We start from the raw sequence: 23841 nt of genomic DNA on the forward strand, positions 1-23841 counted from the left end.
CCGCAAGGGATTGTCTATGTCGCTCGAACGCTTCGCGGCGCTGCCCTGTCCGCACCGCATCGTCTGAAGGCCGGCTGGGCCAAGCCCGGCGCCTCATCCATGCCATGCCGACCCGCCGCGCCCGCGCGCGTGGCGTGATGCCGTGAGGACCCCACCGATGGACCTGACCCGCGCCCGCGCCGCCGTCGCCCCGCTGCGCCGTGACCACGAGGCCGCCAACGCGCTGCCGACCGTCGACGCGCTGGTCGCCGTCGCGCGGCCGGAGGAACCGATGCATTGCCTTCGCCCAACCGCTATCGCCGCGGCCGCCGCCAACTTCGTGCGGGGCTTCCCGGGCGAGACGCTCTATGCGGTGAAGTGCAACCCGGAACCCGCCGTGCTGCGCGCGGTCTGGGAGGGCGGGGTGCGGCACTTCGACTGCGCCTCGGCCACCGAGGTGGCGCTGGTCCGCAACATGTTCCCCAAGGCAGGTATCCACTTCATGCACCCGGTGAAGGCACGCGGCGCGATCCGCGAGGCCTGGAGCCGGCATGGCGTGCAGGATTTCGTTCTCGATACCGCTGAGGAACTGGCGAAGATCCTGGCCGAGACCGGCGCCGGCGCGGCCGAGGGGCTCGGGATCTTCGTCCGGCTGGCGCTGCCGAAGGGTGTCGCCCGCTACGACCTGTCCGGCAAATTCGGCGCCGAGGCGGCCGAGGCCGCGGCGCTGCTGCGCGCCGCGCGGCCGCATGCGGCGCGGCTCGGCCTGCACTTCCATGTCGGCTCGCAGTGCCTGGACCCGCTGGCCTGGCGCCGCGCCATGGCCCTGGCCGGCGAGGTCATCCAAGCCGCCGGCGTGCCGATCGAAGTGGTGGATGTCGGCGGCGGCTTCCCGGTCGCCTATCCGGACGTGACACCGCCCCCGCTCGGCGCCTTCTTCGCCGAAATCGAGGCGGCCTTCGAGGCACTGGCCCTGCCGGGCGCGGTGCTCTGGGCCGAGCCGGGCCGGGCGCTGGTGGCCGGCGGCGGCAGCGTCGTGGTGCAGGTGCAGCAGCGCCGTGGTCAGGAATTGTACGTGAACGACGGCGTCTATGGCGCGCTGTCGGACGCTGGCGCGCCGGGCTTCGTCTTCCCCTGCCGGCTGATCCGGCCAGGGGAGGATGGATCGGGCGAGGCGGAGGCGCTGCAGGGCTTTGCGCTCTACGGTCCGACCTGCGACAGCGCCGACCGGATGACCGGGCCGTTCTGGCTACCGGCGGGGGTGCGGGAGGGCGACTGGATCGAGATCGGCCAGCTCGGTGCCTATGGCGCCTGCCTGCGCACCGCCTTCAACGGCTTCGACCGGGCTCGCCTGGTCGAAGTCCGCGACCGCCCGATGCTGGGCGAGGAGAGCCCGGCCGCCATCGCGGCCTGACTTCGGATTGTCCATTTACCGCGCCTCCCCCGCCGGCTAGGGCCGGCGGGACTGACGCCCTGCGTGCCCAGGAGTGACCCACCCATGATCCATGCTTCCTTCGCCGGCCGCTTGGTGATGCTCGGCTTCGGCAGCATCGGCCAGGGCGTGCTGCCTCTCATCCTCCGGCACATCGACGTGCCGAAGGACCGCATCACCATCGTGACCGCCGAGGCGCGGGGGCATGCGGTTGCGGCCGAATACGGCATCCGGTTCATGGTCCAGGCGGCGACGCCGGAGAACTACCGCGACCTGCTCACCCCGCTGCTGCGGAAGGGCGATTTCCTGCTCAACCTTTCGGTCGATGTTTCCTCGGTCGCGCTGATGCAGTTGTGCCGGGAACTGGACGTGCTTTACCTCGACACCGTCGTGGAGCCCTGGCTGGGCGGCTATACCGACCCGTCGCTATCGCCATCGGCGCGATCCAACTACGCGATGCGCGAGAGCGCGCTGGCGCTGCGCGATGCCGCGCGCGGCGGCCCGACCTCGGTCACGGCGCATGGCGCCAATCCCGGGTTGGTCAGTCATTTCGTCAAGCAGGCGCTGCTCGACATCGCCCGCGACACCGGCGCGCCGGTGGCGAGCCCGCCGCCCGCTTCCGATCGCGCGGCCTGGGCGCGCCTCGCCCAGCGGCTCGGGATCAAGGTGATCCACATCGCCGAGCGCGACACCCAGGTCGCCGACCGGCCAAAGCGGCCGGGCGAGTTCGTCAACACCTGGTCGGTCGACGGCTTCGTCGGCGAGGGCTGCCAGCCGGCCGAGCTGGGTTGGGGCACGCATGAGAAGGCGCTGCCGCCCGATGGCCGCCGGCACGAGAGCGGCTGCGACGCGGCGATCTACCTGCTGCGGCCGGGCGCCTCCACGCGCGTCCGCACCTGGACGCCGCTGGAGGGCCCCTTTCACGGCTTCCTCATCACGCACAACGAGAGCATCTCGATCGCGGACTACTACACGGTGCGGAACGCGGACGGCACGGTCACCTACCGGCCTACCGCGCACTATGCCTATCATCCCTGCGACGATGCGGTGCTTTCGGTGCATGAGCTGGCCGGCAAGAACTGGCACATGCAGCCGGAGAAACGGCTGATGACCGACGAGATCATCCGCGGCATGGATGAGCTCGGGGTCCTGCTGATGGGGCACGAGAAGGGCGCCTACTGGTATGGCTCCCGTCTGACGATCGAGCAGGCGCGCGGGCTGGTGCCGCACAACAACGCCACGTCCCTGCAGGTGACGGTGGCGGTGCTGGCCGGAGTGATCTGGGCGATGGAGAACCCGCGCCGCGGCCTGGTCGAGTCGGACGAGATTGACCATGCCCGCATCCTCGAGATCTGCCGGCCCTATCTCGGCGAGGTCGTTGGAGTCTATTCCGACTGGACGCCGCTGCAGGACCGTGCGGCGCTGTTCCCGGAGGATCTGGACGAAAGCGATCCCTGGCAGTTCAAGAACATCCGCGTGGTGTGACCAGACGGGAGGGGGGCGAGTAGCCCCCTGCCCCGCTACATGTTCGGTCGCAGCACCTGCCGCAGCACGCTGCCATCCGACAGCCGGTCAAAGCCGGCATTGATGTCGGACAGCGGCAGGAAGCCGCTCTTCAGCGATCCCACCGGCAGCTTGCCGCGCTTGTAGAGACCGAGAAAGCGCGGAATGTCACGCTCGGCGATGCAGGAGCCCATGTAGCTGCCGAGGATGCTCTTCTCGTCCGAGACCAGCCCCGAATGCATGTAGGAGAAATTTGCCCCCTGCGCAGGCAGCCCGGCGCTGACCACGCTGCCGCCCCGCGCGGTGATGGCATAGGCTAGCTCCATCGCGCGGATGTTCCCCGCGGTCTCGATGACGGTATCGACGCCGCCATCGGTGGCCGCCTTCACCTGCTCGACGCAATCCTTGTCAGTCGCCAGGAAGGTGTCGGTCGCGCCCCATTGCCGCGCGAGGCCGAGCTTTTCCGCGCTGGTATCGATGGCGATGATCCGCTCCGCGCCGCCGGCGATGGCGGCGAACAGGGCATTCATCCCGACGCCGCCGAGCCCCACCACCGCGATGGTGTCGCCCGCCTGCATCTTCGCCGTGTTCAACACCGCGCCGGCGCCGGTCATCACTGCGCAGCCGAAGATTGCCGCATCCTCGAGCGGCACGGATGGGTCGATCTTCACCGCGGAACGCCGCCCGACGACGGCATATTGCGCGAAGAGCGACAACCCGCTGCCGTGGTTGATCGCCTCTCCGTTCAGCCGCCTGATCCGCTTGGCGCCCGACAGCAATGTGCCCGCCGCCCGCGCCGCATTGCCGGCATTGCAGATGTTCGACCGCCCGCGCACGCAGTTCCGGCAGACACCGCAGGACGCCACGAAGACCGTCACCACATGGTCACCCGGCTTCAAGTCGGTGACGCCCTCGCCGCATTCGCGGACGATCCCGGCGCCCTCGTGCCCGATCACCACCGGCAGTGGCCGCGGCCGGATGCCCTCGATGGCGGAGAGGTCAGAGTGGCAGAGTCCGGCGGCAGCGACCTCGATCAGCACCTCGCCCGGGCCGGGGCCTTCCAGCTCCACGTCCTCGATGACCAGGGCGTTGGAGGTGGCATAGGGGCGCGGCTTCCCTTGCTCGAACATAATTGCGGCCTGCATGCGCATCGGTGACGTTTCCCCCTATTCGGCCTTCATGCCTGCCTCGCGGGCGACCTCTGCCCAGGCGCCAAGGTCGGACCTGATGCGGCTGGCAAATTCCTCCGGCCCAAGGGCCATCACGACGGAGGCCTGGCTTGCCAGACGGTCCTGCACCTCCCGCGTCCGCAGCAACGCGGCCATGTCGCCGGCGATGCGGCGAACCAGCGGCGCCGGCGTCCCGGCCGGTGTCAGCAGCCCGTACCAGACGCCGGTATCGGTCAGCGGATGGCCGAGCTCGGCCAGCGTCGGCACCTCCGGCAGCTCCGGCGCCCGCTGCGGAGAGAGCACCGCCAGCGGCCGGATCTGGCCATTGCGGAAGCCGCCGATGGTGCCGACCAGTGTGCCGACCGTGACCGGCACCAGCCCGGCGACGACGTCCTGCATGGCGGGTGCGGTGCCCTTGTAGGGCACATGGGTCAGCTGGATGCCGAGCGCGCGCTGCAGCAACTCCCCGCCGTAATGCCCGTTGCCGCCGATACCGGTAGTCGCGAAGCTGATCGCGCCGGGCCTGGCTTTTGCGGCCGCGACCAGCTCCGCAAGGCTGCGCCAGGGCTGCTGCGTGCCGCACCAAAGGACGTTGGGCGAGACCGCGATGGCATGCACCGGCGCAAAGTCGCCGATCGGGTCGTAGGGCAGCTTCGCATAGAGCGGCGGGTTCATGACATGATTGTTCGCCGCCAGCAGCAGCGTGTGGCCGTCCGGGGCCGCGCGTGCCACGACCTCGGTCGCGATGGTCGCATTGGCGCCGCCGCGATTCTCGATCACCACCGGCTGGCCCCAGGCCGCCTGCAGCCCGGGCGCCACGGCGCGGGCGATGAAGTCGGTCGGTCCGCCCGGCGGGAAGCCGACGAAGAGCCGCACCGGACGCTCCGGCCAGGCCGCCCGCGCGGGGCACGCCGCCAGCAGCGCCGGCAGCGCCAGCAGTGCGCGTCGGGTCCGGATCATTCTGCACGGATCCCGATGGCCCTGGCGACTTCAATGCTTTCCTCCATCTCCCGCTTGATGCGGGCCGTGAATTCCGGCGGTCCCTCGTCCATGACCACGCCGCCCTGGTCGATGATGCGGGCGCGGATCTCCGGACGCCGCAGGACGCTGCGAGCATCGCCAGCGATCCGCTGCACCACGGCGGGCGGCAATCCGGCCGGGCCGACCAGGCCGAACCAGGGGCTGGTATCGGGGATGTCGAGGTCGCTCTCAGCGAGAGTCGGGACATCGGGCAGCACCTCCACCCGCCGCGGGGCGCAGACCGCGACGGCGCGGATCGCCCCAGCGCGCGCCAGGGTCAGCGCGCCCGACAAGGTGGCGAAGCTGATCGGCACCCGGCCGCCGACCAGGTCCTGCAGGGCGGGCGCCGCGCCGCGATAGGCGATGTGGGTCAGGTCGATGTTGGCTTTCCGCGCGAACATGCCGCCGGCGAAGTGGCCGGAGGAGCCGTTGCCGGACGTCGCATATGCCAGCGTCCCCTCCTTCCGCGCGAGCGCCACCACGTCCCGCGCCGTCCTCAGCGGGGAGTCCTTCGGCACAAAGAGCACCGTGGGCGAGCCATAAAGCAGTGCGATCGCCGTAAAGTCGGCGATGCTGTCATAGGGCAGCTTCGGATAGATCGCCGGATTGCTGCTCTGCACGCTGGTTGCCAGCAGCAGGGTGTATCCGTCCGGTGCGCTGCGAGCGACGACCTCGGTTGCCAGCACGGCACTGGCGCCGGGCCGGTTCTCGATCACCAGTGGCTGGCCCCAGATCGCCGATAGCGGGTCCTGGAACAGCCGCGCCACGAAATCAGTCGGCCCGCCTGCGGTATAGCCGACGATCAGCCGCATCGGCTTGTCCGGCCAGGGCGCTTGCGCACGGGCAAGCCCGGGCAGTAGCGGCACCAGCGTGAGGGAACGGCGGCTGACGCGCATGGACGTCTCCTCTACTCGGCCTTGATGCCGGCGGCCCGGGCGATGCCGATCCAGAGCGGGATCTCGGCATTGTAGCGGGCGGTGAACTCGGCCGGCCCCTCGCCCACCGGGATCGCCGCCTGTTCGACGAAGCGGGCCTGGATCTCCGGCTGGTGCAGCAGCCCGATGACGTCGCCGGCAATTTTTTCCTGCACGGCGCGCGGCGTCGCAGCCGGGACCAACAGCCCGTACCAGACGCCGCAATCGGGAATGTCGAAGCCGAGTTCCTTCAGCGTGGGCAAGTGCGGCAACGCCGAGACGCGGCTGTCGCCGGCGACCGCCAACGCCCGCAGCTTGCCGTCGCGGAGCAGCGGCATGGCGCCGGCCAGCGTGCTAAAGGTCAGCGGCACACGCCCGCCCACCACGTCGGTCAGCGCCGGTGGTGCGCCGCGGTAGGCGACCGCGGTCAGCTCTATCCCGGCGGCGCGGGCGAAGGATTCACCGGCGAACTGCCCGGGCGAGCCGTTGCCTGACACGGCGTAGGCGAGCCCCGGCCGCGCCTTCGCCGTGGCGACCAGATCCGCCACGCTGCGCCAGGGCGAATCGATGCCGACGAAGAGCACGGTGGGCGAGATGTAGATCAGCACTACCGGCGCCAGCTCGGATGGCTCGTAGGGCATGCGTGGCATGATCGCCGGGTTCATGGTGTTCGGGCTATTGCCCAGCAGGATCGTATAGCCGTCTGCCGGGCTGCGCACCGCAGCCTCGGAGGCGATGATGCCGCTGGCGCCCGGGCGGTTCTCGATCACCAGCGGCTGGCCCCAGAGCGCCTGGAGATGCGGCTGCAGCAGGCGCGCGGCAAAGTCGGTCGGGCCGCCGGCGGGATAGCCGATCAGCATGCGGACTGGCTTGTCCGGCCAGACCACCTGTGCGCGGGCCGCGAGCGGTGCGGCTAGGCTGGTTGCCAGCAGCGTACGGCGTGACGCAGGCATTCCAGCCAAGGGACCGCTTCCTCTCCGCATCGTTTCCTCCTCCGCGGCTGCCCTTTCGGCATGCCGCGCACCGGGGACGATCCGACCCCGGGCCGGGCGCGTCAAGCCGGGGCAACCACCGCCCCACCGGACCGTTCTGCGGGCCGGCAGGGCACGGAGGCGAAAGCCCTGACGCGCGGTCTCGGAGGGCACTCGCCCGCGAACGGCATGCTCCCTCCCCGGGGAGCATTCATTTCCGGGCCTAGAAGCAGGACCTGATCAAGCAGGCGAAGCACAAGGGTTCTGGGAGGGTCGTCATGGATATGCTGAACGGCATGAACGAATAGAAAGTCTCCAGCATCGCCGAGGTTATGAGGGCGGTCGGCGAGGCCGAACGTGACATGCAGAGCTGAGGAGCCACAGCATGGCGAACGAGTTGAACAGCATGAAGGTCGCCGTTCTGGCAACGGACGGCGTCGAGCAGGTGGAGCTGACCGAACCGGTGAAGGCACTGCAGGCGGCCGGCGCGACGGTGCATGTGGTCTCGCCGAAAAGCAGATCGCTGCAGAGCTGGAACCACTTCGACAAAGCCGATACGATCCCGGTTGACCAGACCCTCGACCAGGCGGATCCCGCAGCCTACGCGGCGCTGGTGCTGCCGGGCGGCGTCATCAACCCGGACCAGTTGCGGCTGGAGCCGAAGGCAATTGCCTTCGTCCGGCATTTCGTTGAGCAGAAGAAGCCGATCGCGGCGATCTGCCATGGGCCCTGGACGCTGATCGATGCAGGCGGAGTGAAAGGACGGCGGATGACCTCCTGGCCCTCCCTGCAGACCGATCTGCGCAATGCGGGCGCGGAATGGGTGGACCAGGAGGTCGTCACCGACCAGGGCCTCGTCACCTCGCGCAAGCCGGACGACATCCCCGCTTTTTCGAAGAAGATGATCGAGGAGTTCCGCGAGGGCCGCCACGCCGGGCGGCAAGCGGCGGAGTAGACTTCCGCTGCGACGCGGGGCGTGCTGCGATGGCGGGGTTCATCGAGGGAGCCCCGTCATGCATCCGGCCCTGCGCAGCCACCGGTCGTTGATCATGGGGCGCCGCGGCGCGGTCGCCACCAACCATCCCGTCGCCACCCAGGCGGGGCTGGACGTGTTGCGGGCTGGAGGCACGGCAGTAGACGCAACCATCGCTGTATCTCTGTTGCTAGGGGTGGTCGAGCCGGCCATGTCCGGCCTTGGCGGTGACGGGTTCTTCAACATCCACCTGGCCGGCCGCAGCGGATTCTGCGTCAACGCCACCGGTGCCGCGCCGCGGGCGGCGACGCCTGAGGCCTATGGGGACGGCATCCCCGTTGCCGGCCCGCGCAGCACCTCGACGCCCGGGCTGCTGGCCGGGCTGGCGTTGCTGCATGCGCGGCACGGCAGCCTGCCTTGGGTGCGACTGGTCGCGCCGGCGATCGAGGCGGCGCGGGACGGTTTCGCCGCGACGCACGCGTATGGCCATTTCGCCAACGAATGCTTGCCGAAGTTGCGGGCCAGCGCCCCGAGTGCGGCGCGGTTCCTCGCGGATGGCGGGCCCCCTGCCCTCGGTGCGCTTGTGGTACAGCCCGAACTGGCGGAGACGCTCGAGGCGATCGGCGCAAACGGTGCCGAGGGCTTCTACCGCGGCAGGCTTGCCGAGCGCCTAGTGGCCGGCATCGCCGAGGCGGGCGGCATGGTTGCGGCAGCCGACCTCGCTGCCTGCACCGCCGAGATCCAGGCCCCCATCGCCATACCTTTCCGTGGCTTCGAAGTGCGCCAGACCCCGCCGAATTCGACCGGCTTCACCTTCCTGCAGATGCTCCGGATCCTCGACCGGTTCGAGTTGGAAGCGCATGATCTGGGCGGTGCCGGGCTCATTCACCTGATGGTGGAAGCGAAGAAGCGAGCCTTCCTCGACCGGGAACGCTGGGGCGCCGATCCACGCGGGCTCGACATTCCACTCGCTCGCCTGCTCTCGGCGGACTACGCCATGGAACAGGCCGCGCTGATCGACCCGCGTCGCTCCGCCGACCTGCCGGTGCGGCCCGGGACGGAAAGCGACACCACTTATTTCTGCGTGGTCGATGCGGCAGGTAATGCGGTCTCCGCCATCCAGTCGATCAACTCCGCCTTCGGCAGCGGCGTGACTGCCGGCGATACCGGCGTGCTGCTGAACAATCGCATGGCCTATTGGCACCTGGACGACGGACATCCGAACCGGCTCCGGCCGGGGATGCGGGTGCGGCACACCATGAACGCGCCGATAGTGTTCAGGGACGGCAAGCTCTGGGGCGTCTTCGGGACGCCGGGCGCCGACAACCAAGTGCAGGTGAACATGCAGGTCATGGTGGCCATGGCCGTCTTCGGCCTGGACCCACAGCAGGCGCTGGAGATGCCGCGCTGGACCAGTAACCAGGTCGGCCAGCCCGCCAACTACCCGCATGCCGGCGACGCTGTCCTGACCCTGGAAGCCGGCCTGGCCGATGCGGCGAAGGCGCTGGAGGCCTTGGGGCACCAGGTGAGGGTGGTGCCGCCGCTGGAAGGACCCTGCAGCGTCGAGGCAATCCGCGTGCTGGAGAACGGCGTGCGCATGGCGGGCAGCGACCCGCGCCGCGACGGCTGGGCCGCAGCCTATTAACGCGGCTTGCCGCGGCGCAGCATCGCCCCTAGCCTTCGTGACCGATGCTCCGCTTCGCCCTCCGTCGCCTGACCGTCGCGCTGCTCGTCGCCCTGACGGTGATGGTGCTGAGCTTCATGCTCACCCGGGTCTCGGGCGATCTGGCCATCTCCATCGCTGGCGCCAGTGCCACGCAGCAGGATGTGGAGATCATTCGCCACGCCTATGGGCTGGACCGACCACTGGCGATGCAGTTCATCGACTGGATCGGCCGCGCCGCGGTCGGTGATTTCGGCGAGAGCTTCTTCTTCAAGGCACGCACTGCCGACCTGATCATGGACCGCATGCCGATCACCCTGACGCTCGGGCTGGTTGGGCTCGGCATCGCACTGCTGGTCTCGATCCCTCTCGGCGTGCTCGCGGCGGTGCGGGAGAATACCTGGGTGGACCGGTTGGTGCAGCTCGTCGCCATGATCGGCCAGGCGATGCCGAGCTTCTGGCTCGGGCTAATCCTGATGATCACCCTCGGCCTGCAGCTCGGCTGGCTGCCGATCTCCGGCACCGGGTCCTGGGAACACTACGTCATGCCGGGAATCGTGTTGTCCTTCTCGGCCATCCCGGCGCTGACGCGACTGACCCGCAGCGGGATGATCCAGGCGCTGGGGTCGGACTATATCCGCACCGCACGGGCCAAGGGGCTGAGCCGGTTGTCGATCCTCGGCAAGCATGCGCTGCGCAACGCGGCGATCCCGGTGGTCTCGATCGCAGCGGTGCAGCTGGGCTTCATGCTCGGCGGATCGATCGTCATCGAGACGGTCTTCGCCCTGCACGGCGTCGGCTTCCTCGCCTGGGAGAGTATCAGCAAGAATGATTTTCCCGTGGTGCAGGCCGTCGTGCTGGTGCTGGCGCTGATCTACATCGGCCTGACCATGGCCGCCGACCTGCTGAATGCGCTGCTCGATCCCAGGCTGCGTGCGTCGTGAGCGGCACGGTGGTGATGCCGGCACGGCGGCGCTTCGATTGGATGCGCCGCACGGGGCTGGTGGCCGGCGCACTGATCGTCGGCCTCGTCCTGCTGGTGGCAATCCTGGCGCCCTGGATCACCCCGCACGACCCCTTCGTTCAGAACCTCGACAACCGGCTGGCCGTGCCCTTCTGGATGGAAGGCGCCGAGCCCGACCACCTGCTGGGCACTGATGGGCTCGGGCGGGACTACCTCTCGCGGCTGATCTACGGCGCGCGAATCTCTATGCTGATCGGCCTGCTGACCGTCGTCACCTCCGGCGTCATCGGCACCACGCTCGGCGTGCTCGGCGGCTTCTTCGGCGGCAAGGTGGACGATGCGGTGCTCTTCGCCATCACCTGCCGGTTGGCCATCCCGGTGGTGCTGGTGGCGCTGGCCGTGGTCGGGCTGTTGGGGTCGAGCCTGATGCTCGTCATCCTAGTACTCGGTCTGCTGCTCTGGGACCGGTTCGCCGTGGTCGCGCGCTCGACCACCATGCAGGTGCGCAACCTCGACTACGTCGCCGCCGCCTGGGCTTCCGGCCTCTCCACGCCGGCGATCCTGGTGAAGGAGATTCTCCCCAACATCGCCAGCCATCTGGCGGTGGTAGCGACGCTTGAGATGGCGCTGGCGATCCTGCTGGAGGCGGCGTTGTCCTTCCTCGGACTCGGCGTACCGCCGCCGCTGCCCTCCTGGGGGCTGATGATCGCGGAGGGAAAGGACTACATGTTCTTCTCCCCTTGGGTGATCTTCGTCCCCGGCGTGGCGCTCTTCATCCTGGTCTTCGGAATCAACTTGCTGGGCGACGGGCTGCGCGACCTGCTCGGTGCGGGCGACACCCGATGAGCGAGGCACTACTCGACATCCAAGGTCTTCGCGTTGAGTTCGGCGACACCGCCGCGGTCCGCGGCGCCTCCTTCACCGTCGCGCGCGGGGAGACCCATTGCATCGTCGGCGAGAGCGGCTGCGGCAAGTCGGTCTCAGCGCTCGCGGTCATGGGCCTGCTGGCGCGCGGCGCTCGCCGCAGCGCCGATTGCCTGACTTTCGCCGGCAAGGACCTGCTGGCACGGAACGAACAGCAGATGTCGCTGCTGCGGGGCGACCGCATGGCGATGATCTTCCAAGAACCGATGACCAGCCTCAACCCGGCCTATACGGTCGGCTCGCAGATGGCCGAGGTCTTCACCCGCCACCGCGGCGGCAGCCGCCACGCGGCGCTGGACCGCGCCGCGGCGCTGCTCGGCCGCGTCGGCATCACCGCGCCGGGCATGCGGCTCGGCCAGTTCCCGCATCAGCTTTCGGGAGGTCTTCGCCAACGCGTGATGATCGCCATGGCGCTGATGTGCGATCCGGAGTTGCTGATCGCCGACGAGCCGACCACGGCACTCGACGTCACCGTGCAGGTGCAGATCCTGCGGCTGCTGGCCGAGTTGCAGCGCGACCTCGGCCTCGCCATCCTGCTGATCACCCACGACCTCGGCATCGTCGCCCGCATCGCCGACAGGGTCAGCGTCATGTATGCCGGCGAGGTGGTAGAGAGCGCGCCGACCGCCACGCTGTTTGCCGATCCCTCGCATCCCTATACCCGCGGCCTGCTGGATTGCGTGCCGGTGCCGGGCAAGGTGAAGCCAGGCGATGCGCTCGGCAGCATTCCGGGAACGGTACCGCGCATCCGGCCGAGCTTCGCCGGCTGCGGCTTCCGCGACCGCTGCACCCATGCCGCCCCCGTGTGTGCCGGCACCGTACCGCGCCAGCATGCCGGAAACGCGCATGAGTTCCTTTGCCGCCTGCCGCCTGGCTGGGCCGCCACGGGCCAAGCCGCATGACCCCGGCAATCGAGGTTCGCAACCTGCGCCGCACCTTCCGGGTCCGCAGCGGACTGTTCGGTGAGGACAAGCAGATCGTCGCGGTCGACGACGTCTCCTTCAGCCTGCCGACCGGCGGCGTGCTCGGCCTGGTCGGTGAGTCCGGCTGCGGCAAGTCCACGCTGGCGCGCGTCATCCTGGGCCTGCTGCCGCCCTCGGCCGGCGAGGTGCTGGTCGAGGGCCAGCGCCTCTCGACCCTCGACCGCCGCGCCCGCGCGCGGCTGATCCAGCCGGTCTTCCAGGACCCCTTTGCCTCGCTCAACCCGCGACGGCGCATCCGCGACATCGTGGCGATGCCGCTGGTGGCGCAGGGCGGCATCCCTTCCCGCCAGATCGCCGGCCGGGTGGCGGAGATGCTGGCGCGCGTCGGCCTCTCGGCCGAGCAGGGCGAGCGCTTCCCGGCGCAGCTTTCAGGCGGCCAGCGCCAGCGGGTGGCGATCGCCCGCGCCCTGGTGCTGCGGCCACGCATCGTCATCTGCGACGAGCCGACCAGCGCGCTCGACGTCTCGGTCCAGGCGCAGATCCTGAACCTGCTTGCGGAGCTGCGGCGGGACCTGAACCTCACCTATCTCTTCATCAGCCACAACCTCGCGGTGGTGGAACATGTGGCGAGTGACGTGGCGGTCATGTATCTCGGCCGCATCGTCGAGCGCAACGTGGCCGGGACGCTGTTCCGCGCCCCGAAGCACCCCTATACAAAGGCGCTGCTCGCCAGCGTCCTGACGCCGGAGCCAGGGCTCGGCGTGCCGGATGTCGGCCTCGGCGACGTGCTACCCGATCCCGCCAATATCCCGCCGGGCTGCCGCTTTCACCCGCGCTGCCCGGTGGCGCAGCCGCGCTGCGCGACGCAGACGCCGCTCGCCGTCGCCGGCGCCGAATGCCTGCTGCTGGAGGGTGCCGGCACTCCGTGAACCCGGACGTGCCCGGCGCTTTCAGGCCGGATCACCGGGGATGTCGCCGATGTGGATCCTGCTTGCGCTGCTCCTTTTAGTCGTCGTGCTGGTCGTGCTCGACCGGCTGGAATACGCCAGCGTCTTCCGCCGCAAGCGCGACCGCCCTAACCGCCCCTGAGAAACGGATTGGTCTGCCGCTCCTGGCCGAAGCTCGAGCCTGGGCCATGGCCGCAGAGAAAGGCGATGTCGTCGCCCAGCGGCAGCAGCTTGTCGTGGATCGAGCGGATCAGCGCCTCGGCGTCGCCGTAGTGGAAATCGGTTCGCCCGACCGAGCCCTGGAACAGCACATCGCCGACGATGGCGATGCGCAATGCCTCGCTGACGAAGACCAGGTGCCCCGGCGTATGACCCGGGCAGTGCAGCACGGCGAATTCTTCGCCGCCGATCGAGACCGTCTCTCCCTCGGTCAACCAGCGATCCGGCGTCACGTTACGGCATTCGAAGCCGTACTCCGCGCCCTGCTTCTCGATTCCTTCCAGCAGAAACCGGTCGCGCTCGTCCGGCCCAATGATCGGCGGCGGGCCCGGCAGTGATTGCTGCAGCGCCGCCGCGCCGCCGGCATGATCCAGGTGGCCATGAGTCAGCAGGATGCTGCCGACCTTGAGCTTCAGCTTGCCGATCGCGTGCAGGATCTGCTCCACGTCGCCGCCGGGATCGACAACCACACCCTCGCTTGTCGCTTCGTCCCACCACAGCGAGCAGTTCTGCTGGAAGGGTGTGACGGGGACGATTGCTGCCTTCAGTCCCATTGTCCTATTTCCAGCTCGCCAGGTAGAAGCGCGGCAGCTCATCCGCGAAGGGTTTGAAGTTGAGCTGGCGGGAGAAGCCGTAGGTCGTGACATAGGTGTGCAGCGGCAGCCAGAAGGCGTTTTCCGTCGCCCGCCTGATGGCGGCGCTGTAGGCCGTCTTGCGCGCCTCCGTGTCCATGCTGCTGCCACCTTCCAGCATCAGCTTCTGCATCTCCGTATCGCGGACATAGTCGTCGTTTCCGCCGCCGAAGAAGACCGGCATGATCGCCGAGACGTCGTTGATGGAGTAGCTGCCCCAACTGCCGAGGAAAAGCGGCGTATTGCCCTGCCAACTGCGCTGGATCGCCGCCGCCACCTGCATCTGGGTCAGTCGTGCCTTGATCCCGACCGCCTGCAGATAATTCTGCACCGCCGAGCCCCATTGCGGCAGGACATAGCTGACCAGTTCGGTCTCGAAGCCATTGGGGAAACCGGCCTCGGCCAGCAGCACCTTTGCCTTTCCCGGGTCATAGTCGTAGGTCACTGCGGCAGCTGTGTCGCAGCCGAACTGGCTGGAATAGCAGGGCGCAGGCGGCACGCGGGACCCACCCGTCACCAGCTTGTCGGCAATGGATTTCCGGTCGACCGCGTGCCAGATCGCCTGCCTCACCTTCAGCTTCGTCAGTGGATTGTCCGGCCCGCTGCGGCCAGCCGCATCGATCGAGAGATAGCCGACCCGCATCGATTCCTGGCGAACCGCCTGCACCATCGGCAGCCTGTTCACCTGGTCGAACTGGTCGGGGTTCAGGTTCCAGATCCAGTCGGCGCGGCCGCTCAGCAGTTCCGTCATCTCGGTCGTTGCATCGGGGACGAAGCGGACCGAGAGCTTGCGGATCGCAGCCTTTCCCTTTGGGCTTCCCTGCCAGTATCCCTCGAAGCGCTCGAACTCGACCGCGGCGCCGGGATCGAAGCGGGTGATGCGGTAAGGGCCGGCACCGACCGGGGCGCGGACATAGCCTTCCGGCCCCACCCTCTCCCGATAGGCCTTCGGGTAGATCGGCGTGACCAGCGCCAGGTACTCCAGCGCCGCAGGCGTCGGACGCTTCAGCGTCACGCGCACCGCGAAGGGCCCGGTCGCCTCGGCCTTCTCGATCCACGCATAGTTGCTGGGCGTGGAGACCCGCGCATCCGGGCTGGAGACCGTGTTGATGGTATAGACCACGTCCTCTGCCGTCAGATCGCTGCCGTCGTGGAACTTGACACCCTGGCGGATGTCGAGCTCGAGCACGGTCGGCTTCGGGAAGCGCCAAGCGGTCGCCAGCAACGGCTTCAGCTCGAAGCTGTCGGGGTCGCGGTAGATCAGCATGTCCCAGCCCTGGTGCGCCATAACCAGGCCGGTGCGGAGATTGTTGTAGTAGGGGTCGATATTCGGCAGCGCGTCGCGCATGACGATGCGCAGCGTTTCGGCAGCCTTCTGCGCAAGTGCCTGGCCGGCGAGCCCAAGCCCTGCCACCACGCCGACACCCGCCAACAGCATATCCCGTCGCAGCATCGCCCTGTCCCCCCCGGCTGACGGGCGGGGACGGTAGGGGCGCGGCAGGCGGTGGGCAAGCCGGGCGCTTCGGCTGGGTCGGATCAGCTGATCGGCGACCTGCGCGGACTCGTCGGCGACGTGCTCCGGGTGGCGACGACCGTGCTGGTCCAGGCCCCCGCGGTGCGCGCCGCCGGCCCTGGTGCCGCAATGCCAGCCGGTGGTCTCGGCGCCGCCGATGCTCGTCGCCTCCCCGCGTTGCGGCGCAACCTGAGCAATCCACTCCTCGCCGCTGCCCCTCGACACCTTCCCGTGTCAGGCCGCAGGCGTCGGCGGGATGGGTCATCTGATCTGGTTTTGGCTGGCTTCGCGCCGCGCCACCTCACGCCCGGCGCCATCGGCGTGCTGACGCCGGTCTGCGGCGTCCTGGCCGGGGCGCTTCTGCTGGGCAAAGCGCTGGGCGGCAGCGTCCTTGGTCGCGATGGCGCTGGTTACCCTTAGTTCCCCGCCTTTGGCTGGCGAAGCGCCCCACACGCTGAAACACGGCCAGAGCTGCCCCGGCATATTGCAGACGGTCAATACGGCAGCGGTTTATTGCCTCCAATTTGAGCAATCCGTGTTCCCGCAGCATCCAGCATGCCGCCCCGCCGGTGGCACGACTCTCGCTAGCCGTCAGCGGCGCCCGCGCACCCAAGGGGGGTGGTCAGGCGCGTGCCGCCAGGGCCCGCAAGGCCAAGGCCTGATGAGGAACGACAGCCGAATGCCTACCACGACCCCTAACTTCACGCGTCGCGCCACGCTGGCCGGCCTTGGTGCCAGCCTTGCCGCGCCGATGATCCAGCCGGCCTTTGGCCAGGGCGCGCCCATCAAGGTCGGCGTCCTGCACTCCCTCTCCGGCACCATGGCGATCAGCGAGACCGCGCTGCGCGACACCGTGCTGATGATGGTCGAGTATGCCAACAGCAAGGGCGGCCTGCTCGGCCGCAAGCTGGAAGCCGTGGTCGTCGATCCCGCTTCGAATTGGCCGTTGTTCGCCGAGAAGGCGCGCGAACTGCTGCAGGTCCACAAGGTCGACGTGACCTTCGGGTGCTGGACCTCGGTGTCCCGCAAGTCGGTCCTGCCGGTCTTCGAGGAGCTGAAGGGCCTGCTCTTCTACCCCGTCCAATACGAGGGCGAGGAGGAGAGTCCCAACATCTTCTACACCGGCGCCGCGCCGAACCAGCAGGCGATCCCGGCGGTCGAGTACCTGATGTCGAAGGATGGCGGCGAGGCCAAGCGCATCGTCCTGCTCGGCACCGACTACGTCTATCCGCGCACAACCAACCGCATCCTGCGCGGCTTCCTCAACTCCAAAGGCATCGGCAATGCCGACATCATGGAGGAATACACCCCCTTCGGTCACAGCGACTGGCAGGGCATCGTCGCCCGGGTGAAGCGCTTCGCCGCCGAGGGCAAGAAGACCGCGATCGTCTCCACCATCAACGGCGACGCCAACGTTCCCTTCTACCGCGAGCTCGGCAACCAGGGCATCAAGGCCGAGGACATCCCCTGCGTCGCCTTCAGCGTCGGCGAGGAGGAGCTGGCCGGCATCGACACCAAGCCGCTGGTAGGCCACTTGGCTGCCTGGAACTACTTCATGTCGACCCCCGGCAAGCCGAACGAAGAGTTCAAGGCGATGTGGCAGGCATACATAAAGAACCCGAAGCGCGTCACCAATGATCCGATGGAAGCCATCTATACCGGCTTCCGGATGTGGATGCAGGCGGTCGAGAAGGCGAAGACCACCGCGGTCGCCGCGGTGACGCCGGCGCTGATCGGCCAGAAGCTGATGGCACCCTGCGGCTTCGAGGAGGAGATGCTGCCGAACCATCACCTGTCGAAGCCGGTGCTCATCGGCGAAATCCAGGCCGACGGCCAGATCAACACGGTGTGGAAGACCGCGGGCGTCGTGAAGGCGGAGAACTGGTCGCCCTTCATCCCCGAGAACGCGAACCGCGCGAAGAAGTAACCCGCGATGGGGGCGGCGCCGGGTTCACCGGCGCCGCCATCCTGCGAAGGGCACCATGACCGCTCTCATTCTCCGCATTGCCCTCCTGCTGCTGCTGGCCCTGCCGGCCCGCGCGCAGGACGCCTTCATCGCTGCCCTGCCCGGCCTCGCCGGCGGCTTCAGCGACATCGCCGCCTCGGTCGACCGCCTCGGCGCCTTGGGTGACCCGCGCGCCTTGCCTCTCCTCCGGGCGCTGCAGGAGGGCAAGCTGCAGAAGACGCCCGATGGCCGCCTGCTGCTGCCCGAAGGCGCCGGCACCGCCGATGCCGTCACCGGCCAGCCCGCCGACGTGGCAGGCGCCGAAGCCGTGCGCCTCAACAACCGCGTCCGCCAGGCGTTGCGCGGCGCGCTCGGCCGGCTGCAGCTCGTCTCGCCCGATCCGGCGCAGCGCGGCGCCGCGGCCGAGGCCATCTTCCGCGGTCGCAGCGCCGAGGACGTGCCGCTGCTGCAGGCCGCCATCGCGCGCGAGCAGATCCCCGCGGTGCGGGCGAAGATGGAGCTGGCGCTTGCCGCCGCGCAGCTTGTCGCGCCGGACGAGGCGGCGAAGCGCGACGCCATCGCGCGCCTCGGCGCCGCCGGCTCGGTCGAGGCCCGCGCCCTGCTGATCGAGGCCCGTACCGCCAACCCGAGCCTTGCCGCCGCTATCGACGTCTCGATCGCCACCATCGAAAAGCAGCTGCAGATCCGCCGCATGGCGGAGACGCTGTTCCAGGGCCTCTCGCTCGGCTCGGTGCTGCTGCTGGCGGCACTCGGCCTCGCCGTGACCTTCGGCGTCATGGGTGTGATCAACATGGCGCACGGCGAGTTCGTCATGCTCGGCGCCTATGCCACCTTCGTGGTGCAGGAGCTCTGCCGTGGCACCTCCTGGCTGGTGCCCTGGGCCCTGCCGCTGGCGGTGCCCGCCGCCTTCCTCGTCACGGCTGCCGCCGGCGCGCTGCTGGAGCGAGGCTTGATCCGCCACCTCTACGGCCGGCCGCTCGAGACGCTGCTGATGACCTTCGGCGTCGGCATGATCCTGCAGCAGGCCGTCCGCGTCGCCTTCGGGGCGCAGAACCGGGAAGTCCTCTCGCCGTCCTGGATGCAGGGCACGCTGACCCTGCCGGGCGGCGTCGCGGTCACGCAGAACCGCCTCTGGATCATCTTCTTCGGTCTTGCCGTTCTGGCCATGGTCTTCGCCGCGATCCGGCTCACCCGCTTCGGGCTCGAAATGCGGGCGGTGGTGCAGAACCGCCGGATCGCCGCGACCATGGGCATCCGCACCGGGCGGGTGGACGCCATGACTTTTGCCTTCGGCTCGGGCCTCGCTGGCCTCGCCGGCGTCGCGCTCAGCCAGATCGACAACGTCTCGCCCAACCTCGGTACCGGCTACATCATCGACAGCTTCATGGTGGTGGTGTTTGGAGGCGTCGGCTCGCTCGCCGGTACGCTGGTCGGGGCGCTGACCCTCGGCGTCGTCAATAAGATGCTCGAGCCCTGGGCCGGTGCGGTCCTGGCCAAGGTCTTCGTACTGGTCGCCATCATGCTGTTCATCCAGCGCCGGCCGAAGGGCATTTTTGCGCTGAAGGGAAGGGCCGCCGAATCGTGAGCGCCACTATCGCCTCCCCGCTGCCCGGTGGCGCCGGGCGCATGACGCTGCGGTTTGTTTTGCTGGGTGCGTTGCTCGTGCTGGCGGTCATGCCGGCATTGAACCGGCTGCCGGCCGACAGCGCGCTGCATGTCTCGGATTTCCTCATCAGCATCACCGGCAAGTGGATCACCTATGCCATCCTGGCCTTGGCGATCGACTTGGCCTGGGGCTATGCGGGCATCCTCTCGCTCGGGCACGGCGCGTTCTTCACGCTCGGCGGCTATGCCATCGGCATGCACCTGATGCGGCTGATCGGCACCCGCGGTGTCTACGGCCATCCGACCCTTCCGGACTTCATGGTCTTTCTCGGCTACAAGGAATTGCCCTGGTATTGGCTAGGCTTCGACAGCTTCCCCTATGCGCTGTTCATGGCCATGGCGGTACCGGGCCTACTGGCACTGGTGGTCGGCTATCTCGCCTTCCGCAGCCGCATCACCGGGGTCTATCTCTCGATCATCACCCAGGCGATGACCTATGCGCTGATGCTCGCCTTCTTTCGGAATGACATGGGTTTCGGCGGCAACAATGGCTTCACCGATTTCAAGGAATTGTTGGGCATGTCGCTGAACACGGCGAATGCCCGCGCCGTGCTCTTCTATGCCTCGCTCGTGCTGCTGGTTGTCGCCTTCTTTCTTTGCACCCGCGTCGCGCAGTCGAAGCTTGGCAGGGTGCTGGTGGCGATCCGCGACGCCGAAAGCCGGGTGCGCTTCCTCGGCTACGACGTGACGCAGCACAAACTCTTCGTTTTCGTTCTTTCGGCGGTGCTCGCCGGACTCGCCGGCGCACTCTATGTGCCCCAGGTCGGCATCATCAATCCCGGCGAGTTCAGCCCGGGCAACTCGATCGAGGCCGTGATCTGGGTCGCGGTCGGGGGCCGCGGCACGCTGGTCGGGGCGGTACTCGGCGCTTTTTCGGTCAATGCGTTGAAGACCTGGCTGACCACCGTGGCCCCCGACCTCTGGCTCTTCGCCCTCGGCGGGTTGTTCGTGGCGGTCACCCTGTTCCTGCCGCGCGGCCTGATTGGCCTTTTCTCGAAGGCGAAGTCATGAGCGGCGGCAGCGGCAATCCGGTCCTCTACCTCGATGGCGTCTCCGTCGTCTTCGACGGCTTCAAGGCGCTGAACAACCTGTCGCTCTTCGTCGAGCCGGGCGAGCTTCGCGCCATCATCGGTCCCAACGGTGCTGGCAAAACCACGATGATGGACGTCATCACCGGCAAAACCCGGCCGACCGAAGGCACCGTCCGCTTCCACCAGCACGACCTGACGAAGCTGGACGAGGCGACGATCGCCAATCTCGGCATCGGGCGGAAATTCCAGAAGCCGACGATGTTCGACGCGTTGACGGTCTTCGAGAACCTGGAGTTGGCTCTGAAGGCGCCGCGTGGCCCCTTCGCCTGCCTGCGCTGGATCCTGACCGGCGAAGCGCGGCGGAAGATCGAGGGGGTGATGGAGGAGGTCGGGCTCGGTGCCCGCGCCCACGACCGTGCCGGCGTGCTGAGCCATGGCCAGCGGCAGTGGCTCGAGATCGGCATGCTGCTGATGCAGGATCCCGAGCTGTTGCTGGTGGACGAGCCGGTGGCCGGCATGACGGACCAGGAAACCGAGCATACCGCCGCGCTGCTGGTCCGCATCGCCGGCGCGCGCAGCGTGGTGGTGGTGGAGCACGACCTGGAGTTCGTCCGCGCGCTCGGCAGCAAGGTGACGGTGCTCTGTGAGGGGACCATGCTGTCCGAAGGAAGCATCGACCATGTCCAGAGCGACCCGCGGGTCATCGAAGTCTACTTGGGACGTTGACGGATGCTTCGCGTTGAGACCATCGATCTCTCCTATGGCGCCTCCCGCTGCCTCCGCAGCGTCTCGCTGGAAGCCGATCCCGGTAGGATCACCTGCGTGCTGGGCCGCAATGGGGTCGGCAAGTCCAGCTTGATGCGGGCGATCGTCGGGCTGGAACGCGTCCAGTCCGGCCGGATCATGTGGGATGGCCGGAACATCGCCGGACTGGCGCCGGCCGACCGGGCCCGCGCTGGCATCGGCTACGTGCCACAGGGACGCGAGATCTTCCCCTTCCTCACCGTCCAGGAGAACATGGAGACCGCGCTCGCCGCAGCCCCCAAGGGCAGCAGGGTGCCGGAGGAGGAGATTTACGCGCTTTTCCCCATTCTCAAGCAGTTTCTCAGGCGGCGCGGCGGCGACCTCTCGGGCGGCCAGCAGCAGCAGCTGGCGATCGCCCGAGCGCTGACCGCGCGACCGCGCCTGCTCATCCTCGACGAGCCGACCGAGGGCATCCAGCCCAGCGTCATCAAGGATATTGCCCGGGTCATCCGGCTGCTGGCGCGGGAGAAAAATTTCGCCGTTGTACTGGTAGAGCAATACTACGAATTCGCGCGCGAATTAGCCGATCGCATCGCCGTCATGGTCCGCGGCGAGGTGGCGCTGGGCGGCCCGGTCGACGAGCTGGATGACGAGGCGGTGCGGCGGCTGTTGACTGTCTGAGATGCCGTCCGACAGTTGGTTATCAGGTAAGCCAGGCAAGCAGGAATCGCCCCAGAACCTACTCTCGGTCGGCTACTTCCGCACGTTGGCCGCCGACTCAAAAAAAAGAAGGGTGGGGCTTGCGACGCGAGTACCTTTCCCTTCCCAGCTGTACCTTGACGTCACTCCGGAACGTCGCGATCGCCGACACCGATGCTGCGCTGCATAAACACAACGTCCAACCAGCGTCCAAATTTCACCCCGGCCGCCCTCAGGACACCGGCACGCTGGAAGCCCAGCGAGAGGTGCAGGCCGATCGAACCGACATTGTCGCTGTCGCCGATTACCGCGAACATCTGCCGGAACCCGGCCGCCTCGGCCCGTTTGATCAGCACCGCGACCAGCGCCTTGCCCACCCCCATGCCGCGGACATCATTCCGCACATAGACGCTGTTCTCCGCAGCGAAGCGGTAGGCTGAGCGGTTGCGGAACTGCGCGATATAAGCATAACCGATCAGCCCGGGCGCCTCACCGGGAAGGCCTTCGCCCTCCGCCACCAGCCAGGCCCAGCCGCGCGCCTTGCCTTCGGTGAAGCGCGCCGCCATTTCTGCCTCGGTCGGCGGCACTTCCTCGAAGGTGCCGGTGCCATGCAGCACATGATGCGCGTAGATGGCGGTGATGGCCGGAAGGTCGGCCACCACGGCGTCGCGGATGTGCATGCAAGCGTCCTCGTACTGATCAGCCCATGTTAGGGAAGCTGTAGCGGCCTGCTTCCCCAGCGACAAGCGCGTCAGCCGGGCAGGCCCATCGTTTCGGCCAGCCGCGCCGCCAGGGCCAGCAGGGCGCGATCCCGGCCCGGCGCGGCGACCAGCGAAAGGCCGACCGGGGCGCCGCCATCCCGGCCCGCCGGAATGGAAATCTCACAGAGCCCGGCCAAGCCGGCGATCGCGCCGACTCCCATGGTCAGCTCTCGCACCGCATTCTGGTCCGCCAAAGTCGCAGTCAGTTTCGGCGCCGCGGCCGGGCTGGTCGGGTAGACGAGCACCGCGCCGCCGGCGAGCAACGCCCGTATTCGCGCCTGGAAGATGCGCCGAAAGGCCCGCCCGGTAGCGGCCTTCTCCGGCGGCATGGTACGGGCGGCATCGAAGCGTTCCTGCACGCCGGGACCGAAGCTCGGCTTCGCGGCGGTGACCCAGCTGCCGAGCGTCGCCCAGGCTTCCTCAGCCTGCGCGCAGCGGAAGCTCTCGTATAGGGTGGCCAACCCTTCCGGAACCAAGTCGATTTGCGTGGCGCGGCCGAGCATTTTCTCCACTGCCTGCAGCGGCCCAGCCAATGCCAGCACGGTCGAGGGCAGCGCGTTGATCCAGGCTTCCTCGACCTTCAGCAAGGGGCCCAGGCTGGCGCCGGGCGCGCTGTCCTCCGGCAGCAGCACGTCGCCGACCTGAGCCAGCACGCCGGCCCGGGTGGCGAACCAGCCGGCCGTGTCGAAGCTGGGGCCGAGGCCGCAGGCGCCGGCCAGGCTGACCGCACCCCAGGTGGGGCGGATCCCGAAGACGCCGCAATAGCTGGCTGGGATGCGGACCGAGCCGCCGGTATCCGATCCCATGGCGAAATCGACCAGGCCGGCGGCGACCGCGGCCGCCGAGCCGCAGGAGGAGCCACCCGGGAACCGGTCCGGTGCCGCGGGGTTCACCGGCGTGCCGTGCCAGACGTTCTCCCCGGTGAGCCCATAGGCGAGCTCAACCGTCTTGGTCTTGCCGCGCAGGAAAGCGCCGGCTTGGAGCAGCGCCTGAACCACCGGTGCCGTGGCGGCGGCGACGGGATGGGTGCGGGCCCAATCGGGGTTGCCATAGGTCGTCGGCGTGCCGGCGACGTCGTAAAGGTCCTTCACCGCGAAAGCGAGGCCGGCCAGCGCGCCGATGGCGGCGCCCGGGCGTTCCACCCTCGGCCCCGGCACGAAAGCGCCCACCGTGTCGGTCAGGTCGCCAGAATCCCGAGCTTCGGCCATCGTCTTTCCATCCCGCCTGTA

General features: G+C 68.5%; 22 protein-coding genes. 14 read left to right on the plus strand and 8 right to left on the minus strand.

The window, feature by feature from the left end; translation table 11 throughout:
- The first annotated feature begins 157 nt into the window (after positions 1 to 157).
- Positions 158 to 1393: a type III PLP-dependent enzyme domain-containing protein gene (locus E2C06_RS00125; protein WP_133286547.1), complete on the plus strand. Its 1236-nt coding sequence runs from the start codon at positions 158 to 160 to the stop codon at positions 1391 to 1393.
- An 84-nt stretch (positions 1394 to 1477) separates the two neighbouring features.
- A complete protein-coding gene (locus E2C06_RS00130) occupies positions 1478 to 2896 on the plus strand; it encodes a homospermidine synthase (protein WP_133286548.1) in 1419 nt (472 codons plus the stop codon).
- Positions 2897 to 2931: 35 nt separating this feature from the next.
- Here the strand turns inward: E2C06_RS00130 and E2C06_RS00135 are convergent, their stop codons facing one another.
- From E2C06_RS00135 to E2C06_RS00150, 4 genes are read right to left on the minus strand one after another with little or no spacing between them, the layout of a single operon-like run.
- Positions 2932 to 4065 (minus strand): zinc-dependent alcohol dehydrogenase family protein, encoded by a 1134-nt coding sequence (locus tag E2C06_RS00135; protein WP_133286549.1) that lies wholly within the window; start codon positions 4063 to 4065, stop codon positions 2932 to 2934.
- Positions 4066 to 4080: 15 nt separating this feature from the next.
- Positions 4081 to 5043, minus strand: a complete 963-nt coding sequence (locus E2C06_RS00140) for a Bug family tripartite tricarboxylate transporter substrate binding protein (RefSeq protein ID WP_133286550.1) — start codon at positions 5041 to 5043, stop codon at positions 4081 to 4083.
- On the minus strand, positions 5040 to 5999 hold the full coding sequence (locus E2C06_RS00145; RefSeq protein ID WP_133286551.1) for a Bug family tripartite tricarboxylate transporter substrate binding protein: 960 nt from the start codon (positions 5997 to 5999) through the stop codon (positions 5040 to 5042). The genes E2C06_RS00140 and E2C06_RS00145 overlap by 4 nt, the downstream gene beginning before the upstream one ends.
- Before the next feature lie 11 nt (positions 6000 to 6010).
- Positions 6011 to 6970, minus strand: coding sequence for a Bug family tripartite tricarboxylate transporter substrate binding protein (locus tag E2C06_RS00150; protein WP_241671070.1), 960 nt, complete (start codon positions 6968 to 6970; stop codon positions 6011 to 6013).
- Between the two features lie 403 nt (positions 6971 to 7373).
- Between E2C06_RS00150 and E2C06_RS00155 the strand changes: the two genes are divergently transcribed.
- The 6 genes from E2C06_RS00155 to E2C06_RS00180 are packed head-to-tail and all read left to right on the plus strand — an operon-like array spanning position 7374 to position 13364.
- Entirely contained in the window at positions 7374 to 7943 is a 570-nt protein-coding gene (locus tag E2C06_RS00155; RefSeq protein WP_133286553.1) for a type 1 glutamine amidotransferase domain-containing protein, read from the plus strand.
- A 58-nt stretch (positions 7944 to 8001) separates the two neighbouring features.
- A complete protein-coding gene (gene ggt / locus E2C06_RS00160) occupies positions 8002 to 9606 on the plus strand; it encodes a gamma-glutamyltransferase (RefSeq protein WP_133286554.1) in 1605 nt (534 codons plus the stop codon).
- A 44-nt stretch (positions 9607 to 9650) separates the two neighbouring features.
- On the plus strand, positions 9651 to 10568 hold the full coding sequence (locus tag E2C06_RS00165; protein ID WP_133286555.1) for an ABC transporter permease: 918 nt from the start codon (positions 9651 to 9653) through the stop codon (positions 10566 to 10568).
- Entirely contained in the window at positions 10565 to 11434 is an 870-nt protein-coding gene (locus E2C06_RS00170; protein WP_338324192.1) for an ABC transporter permease, read from the plus strand. The genes E2C06_RS00165 and E2C06_RS00170 overlap by 4 nt, the downstream gene beginning before the upstream one ends.
- On the plus strand, positions 11431 to 12414 hold the full coding sequence (locus tag E2C06_RS00175) for an ABC transporter ATP-binding protein (protein ID WP_133286556.1): 984 nt from the start codon (positions 11431 to 11433) through the stop codon (positions 12412 to 12414). Before E2C06_RS00170 ends, E2C06_RS00175 begins: the two co-directional genes overlap by 4 nt.
- Positions 12411 to 13364 (plus strand): ABC transporter ATP-binding protein, encoded by a 954-nt coding sequence (locus E2C06_RS00180; RefSeq protein WP_133286557.1) that lies wholly within the window; start codon positions 12411 to 12413, stop codon positions 13362 to 13364. Before E2C06_RS00175 ends, E2C06_RS00180 begins: the two co-directional genes overlap by 4 nt.
- A 146-nt stretch (positions 13365 to 13510) precedes the next feature.
- Here E2C06_RS00180 and E2C06_RS00185 read toward each other — a convergent pair whose 3' ends face one another.
- Positions 13511 to 14155 carry an MBL fold metallo-hydrolase gene (locus tag E2C06_RS00185; RefSeq protein WP_133286558.1) on the minus strand — a complete coding sequence of 215 codons (645 nt, stop codon included), beginning with the start codon at positions 14153 to 14155 and terminating at the stop codon, positions 13511 to 13513.
- A gap of 4 nt (positions 14156 to 14159) precedes the next feature.
- Positions 14160 to 15686, minus strand: coding sequence for an ABC transporter substrate-binding protein (locus E2C06_RS00190; protein WP_133286559.1), 1527 nt, complete (start codon positions 15684 to 15686; stop codon positions 14160 to 14162).
- Between the two features lie 51 nt (positions 15687 to 15737).
- Between E2C06_RS00190 and E2C06_RS00195 the strand changes: the two genes are divergently transcribed.
- From E2C06_RS00195 to urtE, 6 genes are all read left to right on the plus strand, one after another.
- Positions 15738 to 16166, plus strand: coding sequence for a hypothetical protein (locus E2C06_RS00195; protein ID WP_133286560.1), 429 nt, complete (start codon positions 15738 to 15740; stop codon positions 16164 to 16166).
- A gap of 259 nt (positions 16167 to 16425) precedes the next feature.
- Complete coding sequence (urtA, locus tag E2C06_RS00200; protein WP_133286561.1) at positions 16426 to 17673, plus strand: urea ABC transporter substrate-binding protein; 1248 nt, start codon at positions 16426 to 16428, stop codon at positions 17671 to 17673.
- 55 nt (positions 17674 to 17728) lie between these two features.
- Positions 17729 to 19297 carry an urea ABC transporter permease subunit UrtB gene (urtB, locus tag E2C06_RS00205; RefSeq protein ID WP_133286562.1) on the plus strand — a complete coding sequence of 523 codons (1569 nt, stop codon included), beginning with the start codon at positions 17729 to 17731 and terminating at the stop codon, positions 19295 to 19297.
- Positions 19298 to 19338: 41 nt separating this feature from the next.
- Positions 19339 to 20388: an urea ABC transporter permease subunit UrtC gene (gene urtC / locus E2C06_RS00210; RefSeq protein ID WP_133286842.1), complete on the plus strand. Its 1050-nt coding sequence runs from the start codon at positions 19339 to 19341 to the stop codon at positions 20386 to 20388.
- Complete coding sequence (gene urtD / locus E2C06_RS00215; RefSeq protein WP_133286563.1) at positions 20385 to 21134, plus strand: urea ABC transporter ATP-binding protein UrtD; 750 nt, start codon at positions 20385 to 20387, stop codon at positions 21132 to 21134. Before urtC ends, urtD begins: the two co-directional genes overlap by 4 nt.
- A gap of 3 nt (positions 21135 to 21137) precedes the next feature.
- Complete coding sequence (gene urtE / locus E2C06_RS00220) at positions 21138 to 21833, plus strand: urea ABC transporter ATP-binding subunit UrtE (protein ID WP_133286564.1); 696 nt, start codon at positions 21138 to 21140, stop codon at positions 21831 to 21833.
- Positions 21834 to 21994: 161 nt separating this feature from the next.
- Here the strand turns inward: urtE and E2C06_RS00225 are convergent, their stop codons facing one another.
- Positions 21995 to 22531, minus strand: coding sequence for a GNAT family N-acetyltransferase (locus E2C06_RS00225; protein WP_133286843.1), 537 nt, complete (start codon positions 22529 to 22531; stop codon positions 21995 to 21997).
- Between the two features lie 71 nt (positions 22532 to 22602).
- Positions 22603 to 23820, minus strand: coding sequence for an amidase (locus E2C06_RS00230; protein ID WP_133286565.1), 1218 nt, complete (start codon positions 23818 to 23820; stop codon positions 22603 to 22605).
- Between the last annotated feature and the right edge of the window lie 21 nt (positions 23821 to 23841).

Origin of the sequence: Dankookia rubra, from assembly GCF_004355005.1 — a bacterium.
GTDB classification, from domain to species: Bacteria; Pseudomonadota; Alphaproteobacteria; order Acetobacterales; family Acetobacteraceae; genus Paracraurococcus; species Paracraurococcus ruber_A.